Raw genomic sequence first — 19043 nt, 5'->3', positions numbered from 1 at the left:
CCCGCCTGCGGGCCCCCCCCGGGGGGGCGCGGCCACGGGTGCCCGGGCACCCCCTGGCCCCCCGCCGGTTGGGCGGCGCCCGGCTGGGGGGCCGCGGCCCCCCCCCAACGGGTCGGCTCTACGCATTTCGACGGTCAGCCGCCCCAGACCAGCGCCAGCTCCAGCGCGATCCAGCCGACGAAGGCCACCACCAGCACCGCGCCCTCACGCCGGCTGATCGTCAGATCACCGCGCAGCATCGGGTAGAGCACCAGCACGAAGGCGATCGCCGCCGGCAGCTCCAGTTTCACGAACGATTCGGGCAGCGCCAGCGGACGCAATGCGGCCATGCCGCCGACCACCACCAGCAGGTTGAACAGGCTCGAGCCGATCACATGGCCCAGCACCATGTCGCCCTGGCCACGCCGGGCGGCGGCAATGGCCGCCGCCACTTCGGGCAACGCGGTGCCGATCGCCACCGGCAGCAGGCCGACCAGCAACGGTGACCAGCCCAGCCCGGCGCCAAACACCGGCGCGGCCTGCACGATCCAGCGCGCGCCGAAATACAGGCACACCGCCGCGAACAGCAGCCGCAGGAGGTTGAGGAACAGTCCCGTGCGGGTCATGGCGTAGCCGGCGATGCCCTCACGCACCGGCTCGACTTCCAGCCGCGCGCGGCGCAGCAGGAACACCAGCAGGCCGACAAAGGCGAGCAGCAGCACGGCCCCTTCCCAGCGTGCGATCACGCCATCCAGGCCGAACAGGATCAGCAGCGCACTGGCGGCGGCCAGGCAGACCAGCAACGGTGACAGCAGGCGCGCACGGACCAGCAGCGGCGCAGCAAGCGCCGCCAGGCCCAGGGTCAGGCCGACGTTGACGATGTTGCTGCCCACCGCGTTGCCGAGCGCGAGTTCTTCCGCGCCGACCACGAAGGCACGGGCGTTGACCACCAGCTCCGGCAGCGAGGTGCCGAAGGCCACCAGCAGCAGCCCGGCCACGAACGGCGACGCGCCGAAGCGCTGGGCCAGACCCGAGGCGGCCCGGACGATGGCGTCGCCGCCCAGTGCCAACAGCACCAGGCCCAGCACGAACCAAACAGTGGCAGCAATCATCTGGTGCTCCCCGGTGACAGATGTGGGCCGATTCTAGGGCCAGCCCACGCCAAACAGTGAAGGCCCGCCCCGGCCCTGTGGCCGGCGCGGTGCCGATGGCTCAGGAGCAGCCTTCCACGTAATCGACCTGCGGGGTCTTGCCGACCCGCCATGCGGTCACATTGCCATCGCCGTTGATCTCGAAGTTGACCAGCGCGCCGCCCTCGGTCGCCGGGCGCACGCGCAGGTTGTGGCCGTGCTCGTCGTACTTGTGTGGGGTCAGGTCGCCGCGATCCGGGTACAGCGTCTGCAGCTGGCCGAGCGACATGCCGACCTTGCCGCCACCGGGGGCGACGATGCGGTCGTTGCGCACGTCGTACCGGACCAGACGCTTGCCTTCGATCATGAAGATCACGTCCTCGGCCTGCGCGCCTTCCGGCCGCAGCGCATGGCAGTAGTCGTCAGCGACGTCGCCCTGCAGGGGTGTCTTCCAGGCCGCCCGGACCTCGTCCAAGGTGCTGCCCAGCGCCACCGGGCCGTAGCCATCCAGGCGTGCCGGACCCTGCGTCACCGTGCCCGGGGCCGCCGTGGCAGGCGCTGCCGGCGCGGTGTCCGCCGCCGGTGCAGGCACGGCCGCCTCGGCATCGGCCGACGGCGTCTCCGGCGTGCGCTCGCACGCGGCCAAGGCCAGCACCATCCCCACTGCCATCACGCTTCCCAGCTGTCTCATGCCTGCATCCTCCCGGTGAATGGGCGCAGCCTAGCGCGAGCGCCGTGTGGGCGGCATGCACAGTGTCGCTGTCATCCGCGTTTCACCTGCCGCGTTCAGGCTCGGCCTGCACCGCATCGACCCCGCCCCCATGCAACCGCAGAAGACCGACCTCGCCCGCACCGCTTTGCAGGCCCACCGCGCGCCCCTGGACATGCGCCAGCGCCGGCTGTTGATCCTGTGCGACGGCCAGCGCGACCTGGTCCAGCTCGGCCAGCTGGTGGGCCCGGAAACCCCGGCGATGGTGATCCAGCTGATCCAGAGCGGGTATCTGGTGTCGAGTGGGGTCGCGGAGGTCGCCGTTGTCGCACCCGCCGCACCTGCACCTGCGGTGACACCGACCGCGGTGCCGGTGCCCGTGACCGAACGCCGCCGCTCGCTGGCCGCCGCCCGCATCTATCTGCTGGACATCCTGGAACTGCAGCGTCATCCGCAGGCGGCAGCGCTGTTCCACACCCTGCAGCAATCGCGCAGCGACGAGACGGTCATGGCCGCGCTGCAGGCCGCACTGGATGCGCTGCCGGGCCTGACCTCCACCGGCTACGCCGAGCGGGTGCGGCAGCGGTTGCTGGAGGTGCTGCCGAAGGAGCATGCCGAGCGCTTCCAGATCGCGCTGGTTTGAGCCTGCGTCAGCCCGAGAAATTCGCCTTCAATCCCTGCCAGCAGTGCTGGTACCCGCGCTGGCGGTGCGTCGCGTCCATCGCCTGGGCGGTGGGGCGGATCACGCCGCGGGTTTCGAACATGAAGGCCATGGTGTCCTTGATCACGTCCGGCCTGCTCAGGTCGGCGGCGGAGGCCTTCTCGAAGGTCGCCGCATCCGGGCCGTGGCCGCTCATGCAGTTGTGCAGCGAGGCACCGCCGGGCACGAAACCTTCGGCCTTCGCATCGTAGGCGCCGTGGATCAGGCCCATGAATTCGCTGGCGATGTTGCGGTGGAACCATGGCGGGCGGAACGTGTTCTGCGCGACCAGCCAGCGCGGCGGGAAGATCGCGAAGTCCATGTTGCTGGTCCCCGGCGTGTCGCTGGGCGAATGCAGCACGAGGAAGATCGAGGGATCGGGATGATCGTGGCTGATCGAGCCGATCGTGTTGAAGCGGCGCAGATCGTAGCGGTAAGGCGCGTAGTTGCCGTGCCAGGCGACCACGTCCAGCGGCGAATGATCGATATCCGCACGCCACAGCTGGCCCTCGAATTTGGCAATCAGTTCGAACGCGCCGTCGATATTCTCGAACGCTGCATGGGGCGTTTCGAAGTCGCGCGGATTGGCCAGGCCATTGGACCCGATCGGGCCCAGGTCGGGCAGCTTCAGCAGCGCGCCGAAGTTCTCGCAGACGTAGCCACGTGCGTCGCCGTCAGGCAGTTCGACACGGAAGCGCACACCGCGCGGGATCACCGCGATCTGCTGCGGCTCGATCTCGATCACGCCCATTTCGGTGAGCAGGCGCAGGCGGCCCAGCTGCGGGACGATCAGCAGCTCGCCATCGGCGTTGTAGAAATAGCGGCCCTGCATGTCGCGGTTGGCGGCGTACAGGTGGATGCCCACGCCAGCGTGGGCGTCGGGCGAGCCGTTGCCGCCCATGGTGTACAGCCCCTCGATGAAATCGGTGGGCGTGCTGGGCAGCGGCAACGGATCCCAGCGCAACTGGTTGGGCGAGACCGGGCCCTGCGCGACGTCGCCGTGCAGGTGCGGCTGGATAAAGGGGGTGAATTCGCCGTGGGTCACCGCGGGGCGGATGCGGTACACCCAGCTGCGGCGATTGCTGCCGCGCGGCGCGGTGAACGCGGTGCCGGACAGCTGTTCGGCATACAGACCATGCGCGACACGCTGCGGGGAGTTCTGCCCCACCGGCAGTGCACCCGGCACCGCCTCGGTGGCGAACTCATTGCCGAAACCGCTCTGGTAGCCGCGCGATGACATCGGGTTGTTCATGGTCCTGCTCCGCCGGAGGCGTGGATGGCAAGGGAAGACAGCCGGTGGCACCCGCGCGGGCGCGGATGCCACCGTTGAAGCGTAACGCGGGTGGCGGCCGAGTGCCTTACAGCACGCCGCGCTTCATCTGGTCGCGCTCGATGCTTTCGAACAGCGCGGTGAAGTTGCCTTCGCCGAAGCCTTCGTTGCCCTTGCGCTGGATGATCTCGAAGAAGATCGGGCCGATGCAGTTGGTGGTGAAGATCTGCAGCAGTTTGCGCTGTTTGGTCTCCGGGTCGGCATCGATCAGGATCTTGTTCTTCGCCAGCCGGGCCACGTCTTCACCGTGGTTGGGCACGCGCATGTCGATCACATCGAAATACGTGTCCGGCGTGTCCAGGAACTCCACGCCCTGGGCGCGCATCGCTTCCACGGTGTCGTAGATGTTCTCGGTGAAGCAGGCGATGTGCTGGATGCCCTCGCCCTTGTAGGCGTCGAGGTATTCGTTGATCTGGCTCTTCGGATCGGAGGATTCGTTGAGCGGGATGCGCACGATGCCGTCCGGGGCGGTCATCGCCTTGGACACCAGGCCGGTCTTGAGGCCCTTGATGTCGAAGTAGCGGATCTCGCGGAAGTTGAACAGGCGCTCGTAGTAATCCGACCACTGCTGCATGTTGCCGAAATACAGATTGTGGGTCAGGTGATCGATGAAGGTCAGCCCGAAGCCCTTCGGGCGCGGGTCCACGCCGTCGATCGGCGCGTAATCGGTATCGAACATGCTGCCGTTGGCGCCGTAACGGTCCACCAGGTACAGCATGCAGTCGCCGATGCCCTTGATGATCGGGGCGGCGACGGCGCGGGTGTCAGGCTTGAAGTCGATCGGTTCGGCACCGTTGCCCAGGGCCATCTGGTAGACCTCATCGCCCGGCTTCTTGAAGCGGATGGCGAAACCGCAGGCGCACGGACCGTGCTTCTCGGCGAAGTCCGAGGCGAACGAGTCCGGCTCTTCATTGACCAGGAAGTTCACGTCGCCCTGGCGATAGACCGTGATCGCACGCTGCTTGTGGCGCAGCACCGCGGTGAAGCCCATCTTGCGGAAATAGTCGTGCAGTTCCGCGCCACGGCCGGCCGGGGCGGCGAACTCGACGAACTCGAAACCATCGATGCCCATCGGGTTTTCGAAGGTGGTGACCTGCATGCCCGGATCGGGTGCGAAGGACGCGGTGCTCGTTTGGCTGGTCATGCTGTGGCTCCAAAGCAATCCGCATCGGAAAAAACCAGGTGCGGTAGGAAGGCAGACCCGCGAGAATGCGGAGTCCGGAACGTAGGTTATAGTTTCACATGAAACCACCATCAAGGTGCACCGCAGCATGAGCCCGCCCGATCCCAGCAGTCACAGCATCCGCGCATCGCACGCCCTGCTCGATCTGGAGCAGTTCCTGCCCTACCGGCTGAGCGTTCTGTCCAACCGCGTCAGCGGCAACATCGCCAAGCTGTACGGGGACCGTTATGGCCTGGCGATCCCCGAGTGGCGGGTGATCACGGTCCTGGCGCTGTACCCGGGCTCGTCGGCCAGCGAGGTGTCCGATCGCACCGCGATGGACAAGGTCGCGGTCAGCCGCGCCGTGGCCAGACTGCTCGAACGGGGCTTCATCAAGCGTGAAACCCATGGCGATGACCGCCGCCGCTCGGTGCTGGCGCTGTCGGCCGCCGGATTCGAGGTGTACGAGACCATCGCGCCGCTGGTGATCGACATCACCCGCAAGCTGATGTCCGTGCTCAGCGAGGACGAAGAACAGATGCTGGAGACGCTGATCCTGCGCCTGGCCGGGGAAGGCCTGCAGCGGATGGACGAGTAGGCAACGACCGTTGGTCGTTGCCGCTCAGCTCAGGTGCTTGCGCCGCGCATGTACCCACGGTGCGGCCAGCGCGCCGATGGCACCGCCGGCAAATCCCAGCGAGGCGGCCACGGCGGCCGCTTCGATCGCACCCGGCAGGGCCAGCGCGGCGACCACCAGCAGCAGCGATGGCAGGCCGATGAAGGTCGCCATGAAGTAGCGCCAGCGCGGTGACCACGTGCCGACCTGGAGCAGACTGACCGGCATCCAGGTTTCGCCGGAGGCGTCCTGGGCAACCTTCGCGGCCACCTTGCCCAGGTCCGCTTCGACCGGCCCCTTGCCGCCACGCGCGGCAGCCAGCATCGCGGCCACCTCTTCAACCGCCGGGAAGCTGGTCGGCCAGGTCTGCGGGGCGTTGACTCCGTAGGCAGTCAGCAGCGGCAGGCTGATCCAGGGCGCCAGCAACGGACGCACCTTGCGACGGTCCAGCACACACCAGATCTGCGTCACGCCATGCGCGGTCACGCTGTACAGCGCCAGCTGCGCCGCCGCCGGATACGGCAGCAGGTGCACGCGCGCGGCCATGCTGTCGTAGCCCATCTCACGCAGGAAGCCCGGGCGGGTACGGCCCTCGTGCGCCCAGGCCAGGCCGAGCGCGCCGACCAGATACACCTCGGCCGGATCCTTCGTGCCGGCGGTGGCGCGGTCATCGCTGGCCAGGAAGAACGCCAGCGATTTGGGTTCGGCGACGTCGTGCTGGTCCCAGCGCCCGGCGTCGCCCAGCACATGCTTGAGCGGCAGGCGCGCCGGGGCGGTTTCGTCCTTGCTGGCGTTCTGCAGGAACGGCACCACGCTCAGCACGAAGCCCTGCAGGTCCACGCCGCGCAGGCCGCTGCCCTGCCACTCGGCCGGGATCAGGCCGGGCAGGCTGCCCTGGCGTGCCAGCGTGTCCAGCTGCGCCTTCTGCTCCACCAGTTTCTGCACGGCCGCCTTGAGCAGTACGTTGTCGGGCACGGAGACCATCGGCAGGCGGTAGCGGATCGCACCGGGCGCCGGGGCCTGGCCGTCGCCATCGAGCGCATCCGGCGCGGTGTGGTCATCCAGCAGCACGTCGACCGGCGGCAGGCTCACGCCGGCCGGCGCATCAAGGGAAACATCGGTGGTGCTGTCGCTGGTGCCCGGCTGCATGCGTCGATTCCGTCGGTTGTCCGCCACGAACAGCGCGGCATGAGGTCCTTGGGGGTAGCGGCCGGGTGGCGCGGAAATTGAGCGCAAAAAAAAGCCGCGGAATCCGCGGCTTTTTCGATCACGACGCCTTGGGTGGCGCCCATTGCTTCATGAAGGCGAAGAAGCGGCCGCGGTCGTAGCCCTTCTTCTGCCCCTTGTCCGCTTCCAGCTCTCCGGTGAACTGCGAATGCAGCAGCGTGCCGTCGGCATCGAGCACGAACAGGTGCGGGTAGCCCTTCACTGCCGGGAACTGCGACAGGAACGCCGCGTTCTCGTTCTCTTCGCTGTAGTTGACCTTCATCCAGACGTAGTTCGCATCGCGGAAGCGGCGGATCTCCGCATCCCCTTCGATGAAACCGTCCATCAGATGGCACCACGGGCACCACTCGCCGCCCACATCCACGATGATCCGCTTGCCGCCGCGCTGGGCCTCGACCTTGGCCGTGGCCAGATCGGCGACCGGATCGCGGGCCGGATCGAACTGGGCATTGAGCGCCGCGATCGCGGCGATGTCCGCCGCGGCCGGGGTGTTGCCCGAGGCCACCGGTTCGCCGGGATCGGCGACCGGGGCCTTCTGCTCGGAGGTATCCAGCGGCTGCGCAGGCGCCGCGGTAGGCGCCGACGACGGCGAACAGGCGGCCAGCAGGCCGGCCACGATCATCGACATTGCCACGGCTTTCATGCGCATCGCCTTCCTCACTTGACGCCGTGCATCAGCTTGTTGATCAGCGGTGCGACCAGGAACAGGACCACGCCGGAGATGATCAACGCCCAGAAGCCGAACGTGTAGCCCTTCAGCGCCGATTCCACGGTCATGCCGCCTTCGCCGCTGACCACGCCGGCGAAGATGCCCGACATGTTGTTGCCGATGCCGGTGGACAGGAACCAGCCGCCCATGCCGAAGCCGACCAGGCGCACCGGGGCCAGCTTGGTCACCATCGACAGGCCGATCGGCGACAGGCACAGCTCACCGACGGACTGGATCACGTAGACCATGAACAGCGTCCAGAACGGAATCTTGCCGTCCACGACCATGCTCGACAGGGCCACCATCAGCAGCGCGAAGGCCGCACCGTTGAACAGCAGGCCCAGGCCGAACTTGCGCGGGATCGACGGGTTGGCGCGGCCCAGCTTGATCCAGATCCAGGCAATGATCGGGGCCAGCGTGATGATCGCCACCGAGTTGACCGACTGGAACCAGGCGGTCGGGAATTCCCAGCCGCCCAGGTTGCGGTTGACGATGTTGTCGGCCAGGAAGGTGAACGAGCTGCCGGCCTGTTCGAAGAACATCCAGAACATCACGTTGAAGGTGAAGATGATCAGCATCGCGATCACGCGGTCGCGCTGGACCTTGCCTTCGCGGATGCCTTCGACCAGCAGCAGGATCGCCAGCGCGATGAACATCGCGCCCAGGATCCAGGCCAGCGCGGTGGCACCGGTGGAGAGCAGGAAGAACGCGATCGGGATCGCCACGATCGCACCGATGAACACCATCACGATGCGGCCATAGCCCTCTGCACCGGCCGGCGGGGCGCCGATGCCCTTGAGGCCGGCACGGCCAACGTAGAACCAGGCCAGGCTGATCAGCATGCCGATGCCCGAGGCGATGAAGACCATCTTGTAGGACGGCATCGCCTGGGTGCCGAACACGCGCTCGGCCAGGTACTGGGTCAGCACCGGGGCGATCATCGCGCCGATGTTGATGCCCATGTAGAAGATGGTGAAGCCCGAATCGCGGCGCTCATCCTTCAGGCCGTACAGCTTGCCGACCATGGTGGAGATGTTGGGCTTGAACAGGCCGTTGCCGATGATGATCGTGGCCAGGCCCAGTTCGAAGATTTCCTTGTTGGGCATGGCGACCATGAACAGGCCGGCGGCCATGATCACCGCGCCGGTCAGGATGGAACGCTGGTAGCCCAGCACCCGATCGGCGACGTAGCCACCGAAGATGGCGGCGGCGTACACCAGCGCCAGATAGGCACCGTAGGTCCGGCTGGCGGCGGCCTGGCCGGCCGAATCACCGTCGAAGAACTGCGCGACGATGTACAGCACCAGGGCCCAACGGATGCCGTAGAACGCAAAGCGTTCCCAGAATTCGGTCATGAACAGCATCCACAACGGGCGCGGATGGCCCAGCGTGGTCTTGAACTCCGGCAGCGCCGGATCGGGAACGGATTTCGCGGCGGCGTCTACGCTCATGCGGGATTCCTGGGTTCGGTGGAAGACATGCACGTCCGATGTGCGAAAGCAGCGCGGGAGAATCCCAGACCAACCACGTTCACGTCAAATACACGCTGATGTGGACCGCTGGCAGCATGGTCGCTGAACTTGCATCTGCAACTTCCGGGCAAAACCCGGCAGCGCAGCAACGGCGGGGCCTGCCGCACCGTACGGCGGATGGGGCAGGTAAATATGAATAGGCTTATTGCGGTCGATGCCGGATCAGGCGTCCGGCGGCATCGGGTCGTCGTTGCGGATCGTGGTGCGCACCTGGAACAGCTCCGGGAAGAAGGTCAGTTCCAGCGCCTGGCGCAGGAAGCCGACCCCGCTGGAGCCGCCGGTACCGCGCTTGAAGCCGATCACCCGCATCACGGTGCGCATGTGGCGGAACCGCCACAGCTGGAAGGCCGTCTCCAGATCGACCAGGTCCTCGCACAGCGCGTATTCGCGCCAGAAGCGGTCGGTGTTCTGGTAGATCCGCTCGAACACCGGGTGCAGGGCATCGTCGGCCACGTGCGGCTGCTGCCAATCGCGCCCCTGATAGCCGGCCGGGACCGGATGGCCGAAGCGGGCCAGGTAGCGCAGGAACTCCTCGTACAGGCTGGGGGCATCAAGCACTTCCTGCAGCTGGGCCTGGCCGGCCGGGTCGTGCGAGAACACCTGCAGCATCTGCGCGTTCTTGTTGCCCAGCAGGAACTCGATGTAGCGGTACTGCAGCGACTGGAAGCCCGAGGACGGGCCCAGCACATCGCGGAAGCCCATGTATTCGGAGGGGGTCAGCGTCTCCAGCACCGACCACTGCTCGGTGAGCTGGCGCAGCACCTGCTTGCTGCGCGCCAGCACCTTGCGGCACTGCCAGACCTCGTCGCGCTGCAGGAACCCGATCGCCGCGCGCAGCTCGTGCGCCAGCAGCTTCAGCCACAGCTCCGAAGTCTGGTGCTGGATGATGAACAGCATTTCGTCATGGTGCGGCGGGTTGGACAGCGGCTGTTGGGCCGACAGCAGCTGATCCAGGCGCAGGTAGCCGCCGTAGGTCAGCCGCCCCTCCAGATCGGTGTGGATACCAGCTTCGAGATCGCGTTGGTTCTTGTCGACGGACATGGCAGGGACCGCTTGAGGGGCAGAAAGGGTAGCGCAGTGGCCGGGGGGCCGCGCATCCGGCCGTCCGCGGCTCAGCGCGCCACCAGCTCGGCCGAACCGACGATCGTCACGCCCGGCGTCGGCACCAGGGCTGCCTCGACCAGCGCGGCCGCGATGATCCCGGCCGGGTTGATCCGCCAGGCACGCGGCAGGACCGGGCCCAGTACGCCCAGCACCAGGCTGGCCAGATGCTCGCCGGTACGTCGCTCGGCACGCTCGCCCCCGATCAGCCCCGGGCGGACCAGGGTCAGCGAGGGGTAGCCCAGTGCCCGCAGGTCCTGCTCCAGCCGGCCTTTGACCTGGTTGTAGAAGATCCGCGAGCCCGCATCGGCGCCCATCGCCGAGTTCAACGCGAAGGCATGCGCGCCGCGGGCGCGTGCCTGCTGTGCCACGGCCAGCGGAAAATCATGGTCGACCCGCGCGAACGCTTCCTTGCTCCCGGCCAGTTTGATCGTGGTACCGAGCGCGCAGATCACGGCATCCACCGCCCACCAGTCGGCCTCGGCCGGCAGCTGCGCGAAGTCCACCACCGGATTGAGCAGCGCCGCATCCGTGGTGTCCAGCGGGCGGCGGGTCGGAGCGACCACCGCATCGCAGCGCGGGTCGTCCAGCAGTTGCCGCAGCACATGACCACCGACCAGCCCGGTCGCCCCCACCAGCATCACCTTCATCGCACTCTCCTGCCGTCGCCGTGCTTACCATCCTGCCATGCATGACCGGTTCAAGGCCGGCCGCGCTGCGCCGATACTGTTCCCACCTCTCCACCGCTCCGGCCTCCGGCCGTGCCCTGCAAGGATCTGCCGCATGACGGACCCGCACGACGCTCCCCCCAGCCCCGGCACCGCCGTCGGGCGGCTGTTGTCGCGGCGGCAGAGCGTGGGCACGGGGGTGGAGGCCGCCAGCGAGCCGGCGCCCGGCCCCAAGGGGGGCAGCAGCGCGATGCTGCAACGGTTGTTCGCCGGCATCGATGCGCCCGAGCCGCTGCTGGCTGCGTTCGCCAATGGCATGTCCACCCTGCCCGGCGAGCTGGGCGACATGGGCCTGCGCCTGCAGTCGGCGCAGCGCAGCGCGGATTGGGTCAGCTATGGCCGCGCGATGCGCCAGCTGATCGACAAGTACATCCGCACCATCGAACAGGAAACCCCGGATGGCCAGCCCGACAGCCTGCGCCTGCGCGAGCTGCTGCGGCATACCGTCGGGGTGACCGTGGCCAGCCTGCTGCAGAACATGCCGGAACTGCGCGAGGAGCCGGTGCAGCTGGCCGGTGAACTGCGCCACTGGCATCCCGGCCAGCCGCTGCAGCCGATCGAACAACGGCTGCGCGAGCTCTCGCACCAGATCGGCGTACGCAGCGATGGCTGGCAGGAACAGCAGGAGCTGCTGCTGAGTCTGTTCGATCTGCTGTTGGACAACATCAGCGAACTGCTGGATGACAGCAGCTGGCTGCATGGCCAGGTCCACGCGGTGCGTTCGCTGATCGGCGGCCCGCTGGATCGCGATTCGGTCGAACAGGCGCGCGCCAACCTGCGCGAGGTGATCTACAAGCAGGGGCTGCTCAAGCAGGGCATCGTCGAATCCAAGGCGGCGATGAAGAACGTCATGGGGGGCTTCATCGAGCGCCTGGACGGCATGGCGGTGAGCACGGGCGAATACCATGACCGGATCAGCAGCTATGCGCTGGCCCTGAAGGAAGCGCGCAGCATCGCCGACCTCAACCAGCTGCTGCAGGACGTGCTGCAGGACACCGGCCGCGTGCAGGATCAGGCTCTGCAGGCGCGCGATCACCTGGGCAATGCACGCCGTGAAGTGGAACAGGCCGAACAGCGCATCGCCGAGCTGGAACAGGAGCTGCGCGAGGTCGCCGGGTTGATCCGCACCGATCCGCTGACCGGTGCGCTCAACCGCCGCGGTCTGGACGAGCTGCTGGAGCGCGAACTGGCGCGTGCCGCCCGCCACGGCCATCCGCTGGCGCTGGCCCTGCTGGATCTGGACGATTTCCATCAGACCAATACCCTGCATGGCCATGCCGGTGGCGATGCGGTGCTTCGCCACCTGGTAACCGTCTGCCAGCTGCACCTGCGCAGCAGCGATGCCATCGCCCGGCTCGGCGGCGATGAGTTCGTGCTGCTGCTGCCGGAAACACCTGCGGCGGACAGCATGTCCACCCTGCTGCGGCTGCAGCGCTCGTTGGCACAGCGGCCGCTGCCGCTGGACGAACAGCGCGTGCCGGTGCATTTCAGCGCCGGGCTGGCGCAATGGCAGCCCGGCGAGCCGGCCGAGGCGCTGCTGCGGCGCGCCGATGCGTCGCTGTATGCGGCCAAGCGGGTCGGCAAGAACCGCGTACTGGCGGCCGAGCCACCGCGCTGAGCCCGCGCCTGTGATATTCCGCGCACCGGCGCGAATCATCCGGGTATGGACATGACACTGCCCGCTAGCGACATCGATCTGCGCCCGCGCTTCGCCGCGCTGTTGGAACAGCACCGCGGCATCGTGCTGAAGGTGGCGCGCGGCTATTGCCGCCACCCGGAGGATCGGCTCGATCTGGTCCAGGAGATCAGCGTGCAGGCGTGGGCGGCATTCGAGGATTTCGACCCGGCGCGGGCGCGCTTCTCCACCTGGCTATACCGGCTTGCGCTCAACGTGGCGATCTCGCAATGGCGTCGCCAGCAGCATCGCCAGCGCCACCACACGCCGCTGGACGACGCGCTGCCTGCCGCCGACGACCGTGCACCGCCCGAGCAACGCCATGCCCTGCACCAGCTGGAGGTCGCCATCCATGCGCTGCCGCCACTGGACCGTGCCCTGATGCTGCTGCACCTGGACGATCACGACCACCGGCAGATCGCCGAGGTACTGGGCATCAGCGTCGCCAACGTCTCCACCCGCCTGCACCGCCTGCGCCAGCAACTGCGCACGCGCCTGAACCCCACCGACCGAGGCCCGCGCCATGCAACCGGATGAACTCAAGCAGCTGTGGAACAGCGTCGGCAAGCCCACCGATGCGCAGGAGGGCTTCGCGCTGGAGGCGTGGCGCAGCCATCGGCACCGCAGTGTCCAACGCCAGCTGGGCCTGTTCAGCCTGTGGCAGGGGCTGCAGCTGGTGGTCTGGCTGGCCGTGGCGGTGTACTGCGGCAGCCAGTGGTGGCAGCACCCTCCGCTGGCGGTGATGCTCAGTGCGTTGGCGCTGCATGCCTATTGCATCGCGGTGATCATCGCCAGCATCACCCGCCTGCATCGCCGCCGGCAGTTGCAGCCGACGCAGACGGTACTGGCGCAATCGCAGCAGCTGGCGGCGCTGCGCCGCCATACCGCACTGACCGAGCTGCTGCTCGGCCTGCCGTGGTGCTGGCTATGGTTGGCCGTGCCGGTGCTGTTGGCCTGGCAGGCGTGGGGCGTGGATCTGGGCGCCTTTGCCGCACCGTGGCTGCTGGCCTCGCTGGGCGCGGGGACGCTGGCCATGCTGGCCGCGTGGGTCGTTGCCCGCCGCTGGGCCCAGCGCGCACCGGCCTCACCGTGGCTGCAGCGCGCGATCGACGCGCTGTCCGGCCGCCGGCTGGCCCGCGCCCGCGCCGAGCTGGAGGCCCTGCGCGGCTGGGAGCCGGCCTGATGGGGTCGCCCCTCAGTGCGCGGGCTTGGCCCCGCGCAACTTCTGGAACCCGGTCACCGCTGCCAGGACCACCGCGCCGATCACCACGCCGACGATCACGTTGCCCAGCGCGTTGATCAACCAGCCCCAGCTGCCATCGCCGCCCATCGCCAGGATGGCGTGATGCAGCGGCGCGATGCTGTGCACCAGGATGCCGCCCCCGACCAGGAACATCGCTGCGGTACCGGCCACCGAGAGGAACTTCATCAGCCACGGCGCCGCCACCAGCAGGCCCCGGCCCACCGCAGCCAGCGCCGCGCCCTTGCGCGACAGGTACAGGCCCAGATCGTCGAGTTTGACGATGCCGGCGACCAGGCCGTAGACAAACACCGTCATCGCCAGCGCGATCACCACCAGCGCGCTGACCTGGTTGAGGAACGGCGCGCTGGAGACCACGCCCAGCGACAGCACGATGATCTCCGCCGACAGAATGAAGTCGGTGCGGATCGCGCCCTTCACCTTGTCCTTCTCCCACGCGACCATGTCCACCTTCTCGTCGGCCAGGGCCTTGGCCCGCTCGGCCTTGCGCTGCTCATCCTCATCGCGCGAATGCAGGAAGCGGTGCGCCAGCTTCTCCACGCCCTCGTAGCAGAGGAAGGCGCCACCGATCATCATCAGGGGGGTGATCGCCCACGGCAGCCAGGCGCTGATCGCCAACGCGGCCGGCACCAGGATCGCCTTGTTGACCAGCGAGCCCTTGGCCACTGCCCACACCACCGGCAGCTCACGGTTGGCGCTGACGCCGGTCACCTGCTGGGCGTTCAGCGCGAGGTCGTCGCCGAGCACGCCGGCGGTTTTCTTGGCCGCGACCTTGGTCAGCACCGACACATCGTCCAGCAGGGACGCAATGTCATCGAGCAACGCGAACAGACTGGCACCGGCCATGGTGGATCCAAAGGAGGAAGCGGGAGCGCCGATTCTGACCGATCCGACCCCTGTCGCGGTAGCCGGAGCGGATTCACCAGTCCACCACTGCCGCCCGGCCACACTGCCGGTGATCGTCGCCCCGGAGTCCTGCTTGAACACCACGCCCGTCCTTCCCGGTTCGCCGTCGCTGGTCAAGGGCATGAACCGCCGCAGCCAGATCCTGCGCCTGCTGTTGCGCTACCGTAATTCCGGCGTGTTTTCCGGCATGAACCTGGACGCAGGTGCGGTCCACGATGTGCCACCGGAGGGCAACCCGGAACAGTTCGTCACCGACCTGGAATCGCTGGGGCCGACCTTCGTCAAGCTGGGCCAGATGCTCTCCACCCGCCCGGACATGGTGCCGGTGGAATTCGCCACGGCCCTGGAGCGCATGCAGGAGAACGTCGCGCCGATCCCGGTCGAGCGCGTCGCGGCGATCATCGAAAAGGAACTGGGCGCGTCGGTGTCCAAGCTGTTTGCCAGCTTCGACCCCGTCCCGCTGGGCTGCGCCTCGATCGCCCAGGTGCACCGCGCCGAGCTTCACGATGGCCGCCAGGTCGCGGTCAAGGTGCAGAAGCCGGAGGTCGCCGCCCAGCTGCGCTCGGATCTGGACGTGCTGCGCAGCTTTGCGCTGGCCGCCGACCATCTCACCCAGGTCGGACGCCGCGTGCGCCTGCGCGACTGGCTCAATGAATTCGCCAAGACCCTGATGCAGGAGCTGGACTACCAGGCTGAAGCGGAGAACCTGCAGCGCTTCGGCCAGCACCTCAAGCCGTTCAAACCACTGTGGGTGCCGCAGCCGATCTGGGATTACTGCAGCCACCGCGTGTTGACCATGGAGCTGGCCCAGGGCGTGCGCGTGGACATGATCCCCGACGTGCGGCGCACCGAGCAGCCGATGGCGCCGCTTGCCGCGGCATTGATCCGTGGCTATGTGGACCAGATCTTCGTGCATGGCGAGATCCACGCCGATCCGCATCCCGGCAATCTTCGCGTCACGCCGGCCGGTCGCCTGGCGATCTTCGATCTGGGCATGGTCGCGCACATGCCGCCACGCCTGCGCGAGCGCCTGTTGAAACTGCTGTTCGCGGCAGTGGATGGGCGCGGCGAAGAAGTCGCCGATGAGATCATCGGCATCAGCACGCGGCTGGAGTTCTTCGATGAAGAACGTTACCTGCGCGAGACTGGGCAGATCATCGCGCGCTATGCCGCCAACAGCAGCTTCTCCGAAGGCCGGGTCGTTCTTGATCTGGTCCGCATCGCCACCGCCAGCGGCCTGCGGACGCCGCCGGAGCTGAGCCTGCTCGGCAAGGCGCTGTTGAATCTGGAAACCGTGTGTCGGCTGCTGTCGCCGGACCTGGATACCCGGCGCATCGTGGAAAAACAGCTGCAGCACGTGATGCGGGCGCGACTGAAGAAATCCCTGTCCGCCGCCAATCTCGCCAGCGAGGCGATGGAGATGCAGCAGCTGCTGCGCGATGGGCCGCGCAAGATGACCGACATCCTCGCGCTGCTCGCCGAGAACCGCTTGCAGATGAAAGTCACCGGGCTGGAAGAATCCCGCCTGATGGAGAACCTGCAGAAGATCGCCAACCGCGTCTCTGCCGGCATCGTCACCGCCGCGCTGATACTCGCTGCGGCGATGATGATGAAGGTCGATACCGGCTGGCATCTGTTCGGCTATCCCGCCATCGCATTCACCTTGATGTTGATCGGCGTGGTCCTCGGATTGGGCATCATCCTCAGTGCGCTGATCTTTGATCGTCGCGCACGCTCCAAGGAAGAACGCGGGCACCGGTGACACGTTCGCACGCACGTCACGCCTTCAGCCGACCCTGAACACGCGCGATGCAGTGCAGCATCGCGCGCGCTTCTTCACGCGCGTTTTACGTCGCATATCGCAGTGCGAAGCGGGATGTTCGTTGTCGTTTTCAACAAACATTTCAGTCAGGTTCGTGCAGGCATGATCGAGTCATCGGCTTGTCATGCATGTGTGGTTGGGACAGCCGGTCGGATGGGACATACGTCGTCATGGCGTCCATCACCACCTGTCTCCACTGCCAAAAGTGCTTATGCTCTGGATCCTGCTGCTGTCACTGTTGCTGCTCGCCTGGCTGTTCCTCGCATCTGACAAGTGGGTGTGGTGGAAGGCAAGCCTCATGTCATTGCTGCTGCTGACCCTCAGTGCGTGGTGGTTGATCAACAAGTTGTCCGGTGACGGTCTCAATGCCGCCACGCTGTACCACCTCGGCGCCGACATGGAAGGCGCCGGTGTCGCCGACTTCAAGCACTACATCGCCGGCTTCATCGCGCTGGCCCTGGTCTCGCTCACCCCCTTGCTGCTGGCGCGCCTGCGTCGTCGGCACCGCCCCGCGCATGGCAAGGCGGTGTTTGCCGGCTTCATGGCGATGTGGCTCGTCGCCATCGTGGTGAGCCCGCTGTACAGCGATGGCCAGCGTCTGTACCAGCAGATGCGCCCGGTCGACTACAGCATGGTCAAGGCCGAGTACCGCGTGCCCACGCAACCGCTGACCAAGCCGCGCAACATCGTGTGGATCTACGGCGAAAGCCTGGAGCGCACCTATCTCAATGAAGAAACGTTCCCGGACCTGATGCCCAACATCAACCGTCTGGCCGCGCAGTCGCTGGACGTGCGCGGGCTGGTCTCGGCCGAAGGCGGTGGCTGGACCATCGCCGGCCTGGTCTCCTCGATGTGTGGTGTGCCGCTGACCACCGCCAAGGAAGACGAAAACAGCATGGGGCGCATGGGCAGCTTCCTGCCCGAAGCGGTCTGCCTGGGCGATTACCTCAAGCAGCAGGGCTACACCAATCACTACCTGGGCGGGGCCAACGGCCAGTTCGCCGGCAAAGGCCAGTTCCTGGCCACGCATGGCTTCGATACCGTGGATGACCTGGCCTGGTTCAAGCAGCAGAAGATCACCCGCGCGCACTTCTCGCCGTGGGGCGTGCATGACGATGTGCTGCTGGACAAGGCATACGACCGCTTCGTGCAGCTCTCGCGCAAGGGCGAGCCGTTCATGCTGACCACGCTGACGATGGACACCCATCACCCCGCCGGGCACCTGCCGGTGGCCTGCAAAGGCACCCGCTACCAGAGCGAGCACGGCAACATCGGCATGCTCAATGCGCTCAAGTGCACCGACGGGCTGATCGCCAAGCTGGTCGACCGCATCCAGGCCAGCCCGTACGGCGAAGACACCCTGATCGTGATCGCTTCCGATCACCTGGCCATGCCGAATGATCTCAGCCACATCCTCGCCAAGCAGGACCGCGAGAACCTGCTGCTGTTCCTGGGCAAGGACATCGCCCCGCGCCAGCTGACCGCGCCGGCCGGTTCGACGCTGGATTCGGGCGCGACCCTGCTGAGCCTGATCGACCCGGCCATCGATTCGATCGGCTTCGGCCGCTCGCTGCTGCACCCGGAACGTTCGGACAGTGCCAGCGCCGCGGTGTTCCGCGATAACGGCAAGGACTACCCGCGTTACCTGGCGTTCTCGCGCTCGCTGTGGCTGGGCGACAAGACCCGCCAGCTGCGCATCGATGACGACAACCAGGTGGTGATCGGCCTGCAGCATGTGCAACCGCCGGTGCTGCTGGAGTACGACAAGCATTGGGATCTGAAATCGGTCTACCTGGAGAACACTTCCAAGCAGTTCGATCTTGCCGATCCGTCCAATACGTTGGCCTACGTGGATCGCTGCACCGCGTTCGAGGACGGCTCGGCCGATGGCGACTGGTGCGCGATGCTGGTCAACCAGGACAAGGGCATCAAGCTGTTCCGCGATGACCAGCTGCGCGGGGGCGTGGCGGTGGATGGCCCGCTGGATCCGTTCAACGGCCCGCGCCCGAGCATCCGCCAGGCGCACATGATCACGCAGAAGGGTCGCCGCACCCGGGCCGGCCAGTACATGGTGCAGCTGGTGACCAAGCAGTCACCCGACCGCGGCTTCTGGATCGAAGCGGTCTCCTCGCAGCGCAAGGTGGTGGTCGCCCAGCAGTGGGTACAGCCGGATGCCGAGGGTCGCATCAACCTGAGCTTCGGCCTGGACCACGAGGTCGATGATCTGGAAGTGCGCGCCTGGTTGAACCACGCCGAGAAGCTGGCCGTGGATACCTTCGCGCTGGTGCCGTCGCGCCGCGGCAACCGCGGCTGATCCGGCCCTCCCGACCGACATCGGGGACGGTCCGCCGTTCGTGTCGGGTCCGCCGTTCGTGTCGGTAGTGCCGGCCGCTGGCCGGCTCCCGGTTCTCTCTGCATCGTGCAGCTGCCGGCCAGCGGCCAGCACTACCTGGATC

At 67.2% G+C, this 19043-nt stretch carries 16 protein-coding genes and 1 pseudogene; 7 read left to right on the top strand and 10 right to left on the bottom strand.

Translation table 11 applies throughout. The annotated features are described in order from the left end of the window. Nucleotides 1-134 precede the first annotated feature (134 nt). Nucleotides 135-1091 (bottom strand): sodium:calcium antiporter, encoded by a 957-nt coding sequence (locus tag ABE483_RS18570; RefSeq protein ID WP_346464443.1) that lies wholly within the window; start codon nt 1089-1091, stop codon nt 135-137. 100 nt (nt 1092-1191) lie between these two features. Then, nucleotides 1192-1800, bottom strand: a complete 609-nt coding sequence (locus ABE483_RS18565) for a hypothetical protein (protein ID WP_346482161.1) — start codon at nt 1798-1800, stop codon at nt 1192-1194. 130 nt (nt 1801-1930) lie between these two features. On the opposite strand from ABE483_RS18565, the gene ABE483_RS18560 reads away from it, so the two are divergent. After that, complete coding sequence (locus tag ABE483_RS18560; protein WP_346482162.1) at nt 1931-2461, top strand: hypothetical protein; 531 nt, start codon at nt 1931-1933, stop codon at nt 2459-2461. A gap of 7 nt (nt 2462-2468) precedes the next feature. Here ABE483_RS18560 and hmgA read toward each other — a convergent pair whose 3' ends face one another. Both hmgA and hppD read right to left on the bottom strand, forming a co-directional pair. Continuing rightward, a complete protein-coding gene (hmgA, locus tag ABE483_RS18555) occupies nt 2469-3770 on the bottom strand; it encodes a homogentisate 1,2-dioxygenase (RefSeq protein WP_313219419.1) in 1302 nt (433 codons plus the stop codon). Nucleotides 3771-3876: 106 nt separating this feature from the next. Then, on the bottom strand, nt 3877-4992 hold the full coding sequence (gene hppD / locus ABE483_RS18550; RefSeq protein WP_313211049.1) for a 4-hydroxyphenylpyruvate dioxygenase: 1116 nt from the start codon (nt 4990-4992) through the stop codon (nt 3877-3879). Between the two features lie 127 nt (nt 4993-5119). On the opposite strand from hppD, the gene ABE483_RS18545 reads away from it, so the two are divergent. After that, nucleotides 5120-5608 (top strand): MarR family winged helix-turn-helix transcriptional regulator, encoded by a 489-nt coding sequence (locus tag ABE483_RS18545; RefSeq protein WP_088433561.1) that lies wholly within the window; start codon nt 5120-5122, stop codon nt 5606-5608. A gap of 24 nt (nt 5609-5632) precedes the next feature. Here the strand turns inward: ABE483_RS18545 and ABE483_RS18540 are convergent, their stop codons facing one another. The 5 genes from ABE483_RS18540 to ABE483_RS18520 all read right to left on the bottom strand — a co-directional run bounded on the left by ABE483_RS18540 (nt 5633) and on the right by ABE483_RS18520 (nt 10845). Further along, nucleotides 5633-6775: a hypothetical protein gene (locus ABE483_RS18540; protein ID WP_313211048.1), complete on the bottom strand. Its 1143-nt coding sequence runs from the start codon at nt 6773-6775 to the stop codon at nt 5633-5635. A gap of 118 nt (nt 6776-6893) precedes the next feature. Next, nucleotides 6894-7502 (bottom strand): thioredoxin family protein, encoded by a 609-nt coding sequence (locus ABE483_RS18535; protein ID WP_313219417.1) that lies wholly within the window; start codon nt 7500-7502, stop codon nt 6894-6896. A gap of 8 nt (nt 7503-7510) precedes the next feature. Next, a complete protein-coding gene (locus ABE483_RS18530) occupies nt 7511-9013 on the bottom strand; it encodes a peptide MFS transporter (RefSeq protein ID WP_121040656.1) in 1503 nt (500 codons plus the stop codon). A gap of 243 nt (nt 9014-9256) precedes the next feature. Further along, nucleotides 9257-10135 carry a tryptophan 2,3-dioxygenase family protein gene (locus ABE483_RS18525; RefSeq protein ID WP_088433557.1) on the bottom strand — a complete coding sequence of 293 codons (879 nt, stop codon included), beginning with the start codon at nt 10133-10135 and terminating at the stop codon, nt 9257-9259. 71 nt (nt 10136-10206) lie between these two features. After that, complete coding sequence (locus ABE483_RS18520; RefSeq protein ID WP_346482160.1) at nt 10207-10845, bottom strand: NAD-dependent dehydratase; 639 nt, start codon at nt 10843-10845, stop codon at nt 10207-10209. Between the two features lie 133 nt (nt 10846-10978). Here ABE483_RS18520 and ABE483_RS18515 point away from each other — a divergent pair, with 133 nt between their 5' ends. The 3 genes from ABE483_RS18515 to ABE483_RS18505 are packed head-to-tail and all read left to right on the top strand — an operon-like array spanning nt 10979 to nt 13781. Beyond that, entirely contained in the window at nt 10979-12541 is a 1563-nt protein-coding gene (locus ABE483_RS18515) for a diguanylate cyclase (protein ID WP_313211045.1), read from the top strand. Between the two features lie 45 nt (nt 12542-12586). After that, on the top strand, nt 12587-13135 hold the full coding sequence (locus tag ABE483_RS18510; protein ID WP_313211044.1) for a sigma-70 family RNA polymerase sigma factor: 549 nt from the start codon (nt 12587-12589) through the stop codon (nt 13133-13135). Then, nucleotides 13122-13781: a hypothetical protein gene (locus tag ABE483_RS18505; protein ID WP_346464461.1), complete on the top strand. Its 660-nt coding sequence runs from the start codon at nt 13122-13124 to the stop codon at nt 13779-13781. Before ABE483_RS18510 ends, ABE483_RS18505 begins: the two co-directional genes overlap by 14 nt. Nucleotides 13782-13793: 12 nt before the next feature. Here the strand turns inward: ABE483_RS18505 and ABE483_RS18500 are convergent, their stop codons facing one another. Beyond that, nucleotides 13794-14705 (bottom strand): DUF808 domain-containing protein, encoded by a 912-nt coding sequence (locus ABE483_RS18500; RefSeq protein WP_121040668.1) that lies wholly within the window; start codon nt 14703-14705, stop codon nt 13794-13796. A gap of 166 nt (nt 14706-14871) precedes the next feature. On the opposite strand from ABE483_RS18500, the pseudogene ABE483_RS18495 reads away from it, so the two are divergent. Next, nucleotides 14872-16527, top strand: a pseudogene (locus tag ABE483_RS18495) (AarF/UbiB family protein); the annotation flags it as partial. Between the two features lie 271 nt (nt 16528-16798). Then, entirely contained in the window at nt 16799-18901 is a 2103-nt protein-coding gene (locus ABE483_RS18490) for a phosphoglycerol transferase I (protein WP_346482159.1), read from the top strand. Nucleotides 18902-19043: the final 142 nt, after the last annotated feature.

The organism is Stenotrophomonas sp. TWI602, from assembly GCF_039674045.1.
Taxonomy (GTDB): Bacteria; Pseudomonadota; Gammaproteobacteria; order Xanthomonadales; family Xanthomonadaceae; genus Stenotrophomonas.
The sequence above is the reverse complement of the archived record's forward strand: the minus strand, read 5'-3'. Positions and strand labels throughout refer to the sequence as shown.

Excerpts from the sequence above, each read along its gene's own strand:
- ABE483_RS18525 (WP_088433557.1), bottom strand. The coding sequence starts at position 10,135 with ATGTCCGTCGACAAGAACCAACGCGATCTCGAAGCTGGTATCCACACC.
- ABE483_RS18565 (WP_346482161.1), bottom strand. The coding sequence starts at position 1,800 with ATGAGACAGCTGGGAAGCGTGATGGCAGTGGGGATGGTGCTGGCCTTG.
- ABE483_RS18510 (WP_313211044.1), top strand. The coding sequence starts at position 12,587 with ATGGACATGACACTGCCCGCTAGCGACATCGATCTGCGCCCGCGCTTC.
- ABE483_RS18490 (WP_346482159.1), top strand. The coding sequence starts at position 16,799 with ATGCTCTGGATCCTGCTGCTGTCACTGTTGCTGCTCGCCTGGCTGTTC.
- ABE483_RS18530 (WP_121040656.1), bottom strand. The coding sequence starts at position 9,013 with ATGAGCGTAGACGCCGCCGCGAAATCCGTTCCCGATCCGGCGCTGCCG.
- hmgA (WP_313219419.1), bottom strand. The coding sequence starts at position 3,770 with ATGAACAACCCGATGTCATCGCGCGGCTACCAGAGCGGTTTCGGCAAT.
- ABE483_RS18520 (WP_346482160.1), bottom strand. The coding sequence starts at position 10,845 with ATGAAGGTGATGCTGGTGGGGGCGACCGGGCTGGTCGGTGGTCATGTG.
- ABE483_RS18570 (WP_346464443.1), bottom strand. The coding sequence starts at position 1,091 with ATGATTGCTGCCACTGTTTGGTTCGTGCTGGGCCTGGTGCTGTTGGCA.
- ABE483_RS18540 (WP_313211048.1), bottom strand. The coding sequence starts at position 6,775 with ATGCAGCCGGGCACCAGCGACAGCACCACCGATGTTTCCCTTGATGCG.
- ABE483_RS18505 (WP_346464461.1), top strand. The coding sequence starts at position 13,122 with ATGCAACCGGATGAACTCAAGCAGCTGTGGAACAGCGTCGGCAAGCCC.
- ABE483_RS18560 (WP_346482162.1), top strand. The coding sequence starts at position 1,931 with ATGCAACCGCAGAAGACCGACCTCGCCCGCACCGCTTTGCAGGCCCAC.
- hppD (WP_313211049.1), bottom strand. The coding sequence starts at position 4,992 with ATGACCAGCCAAACGAGCACCGCGTCCTTCGCACCCGATCCGGGCATG.
- ABE483_RS18535 (WP_313219417.1), bottom strand. The coding sequence starts at position 7,502 with ATGCGCATGAAAGCCGTGGCAATGTCGATGATCGTGGCCGGCCTGCTG.
- ABE483_RS18545 (WP_088433561.1), top strand. The coding sequence starts at position 5,120 with ATGAGCCCGCCCGATCCCAGCAGTCACAGCATCCGCGCATCGCACGCC.
- ABE483_RS18515 (WP_313211045.1), top strand. The coding sequence starts at position 10,979 with ATGACGGACCCGCACGACGCTCCCCCCAGCCCCGGCACCGCCGTCGGG.
- ABE483_RS18500 (WP_121040668.1), bottom strand. The coding sequence starts at position 14,705 with ATGGCCGGTGCCAGTCTGTTCGCGTTGCTCGATGACATTGCGTCCCTG.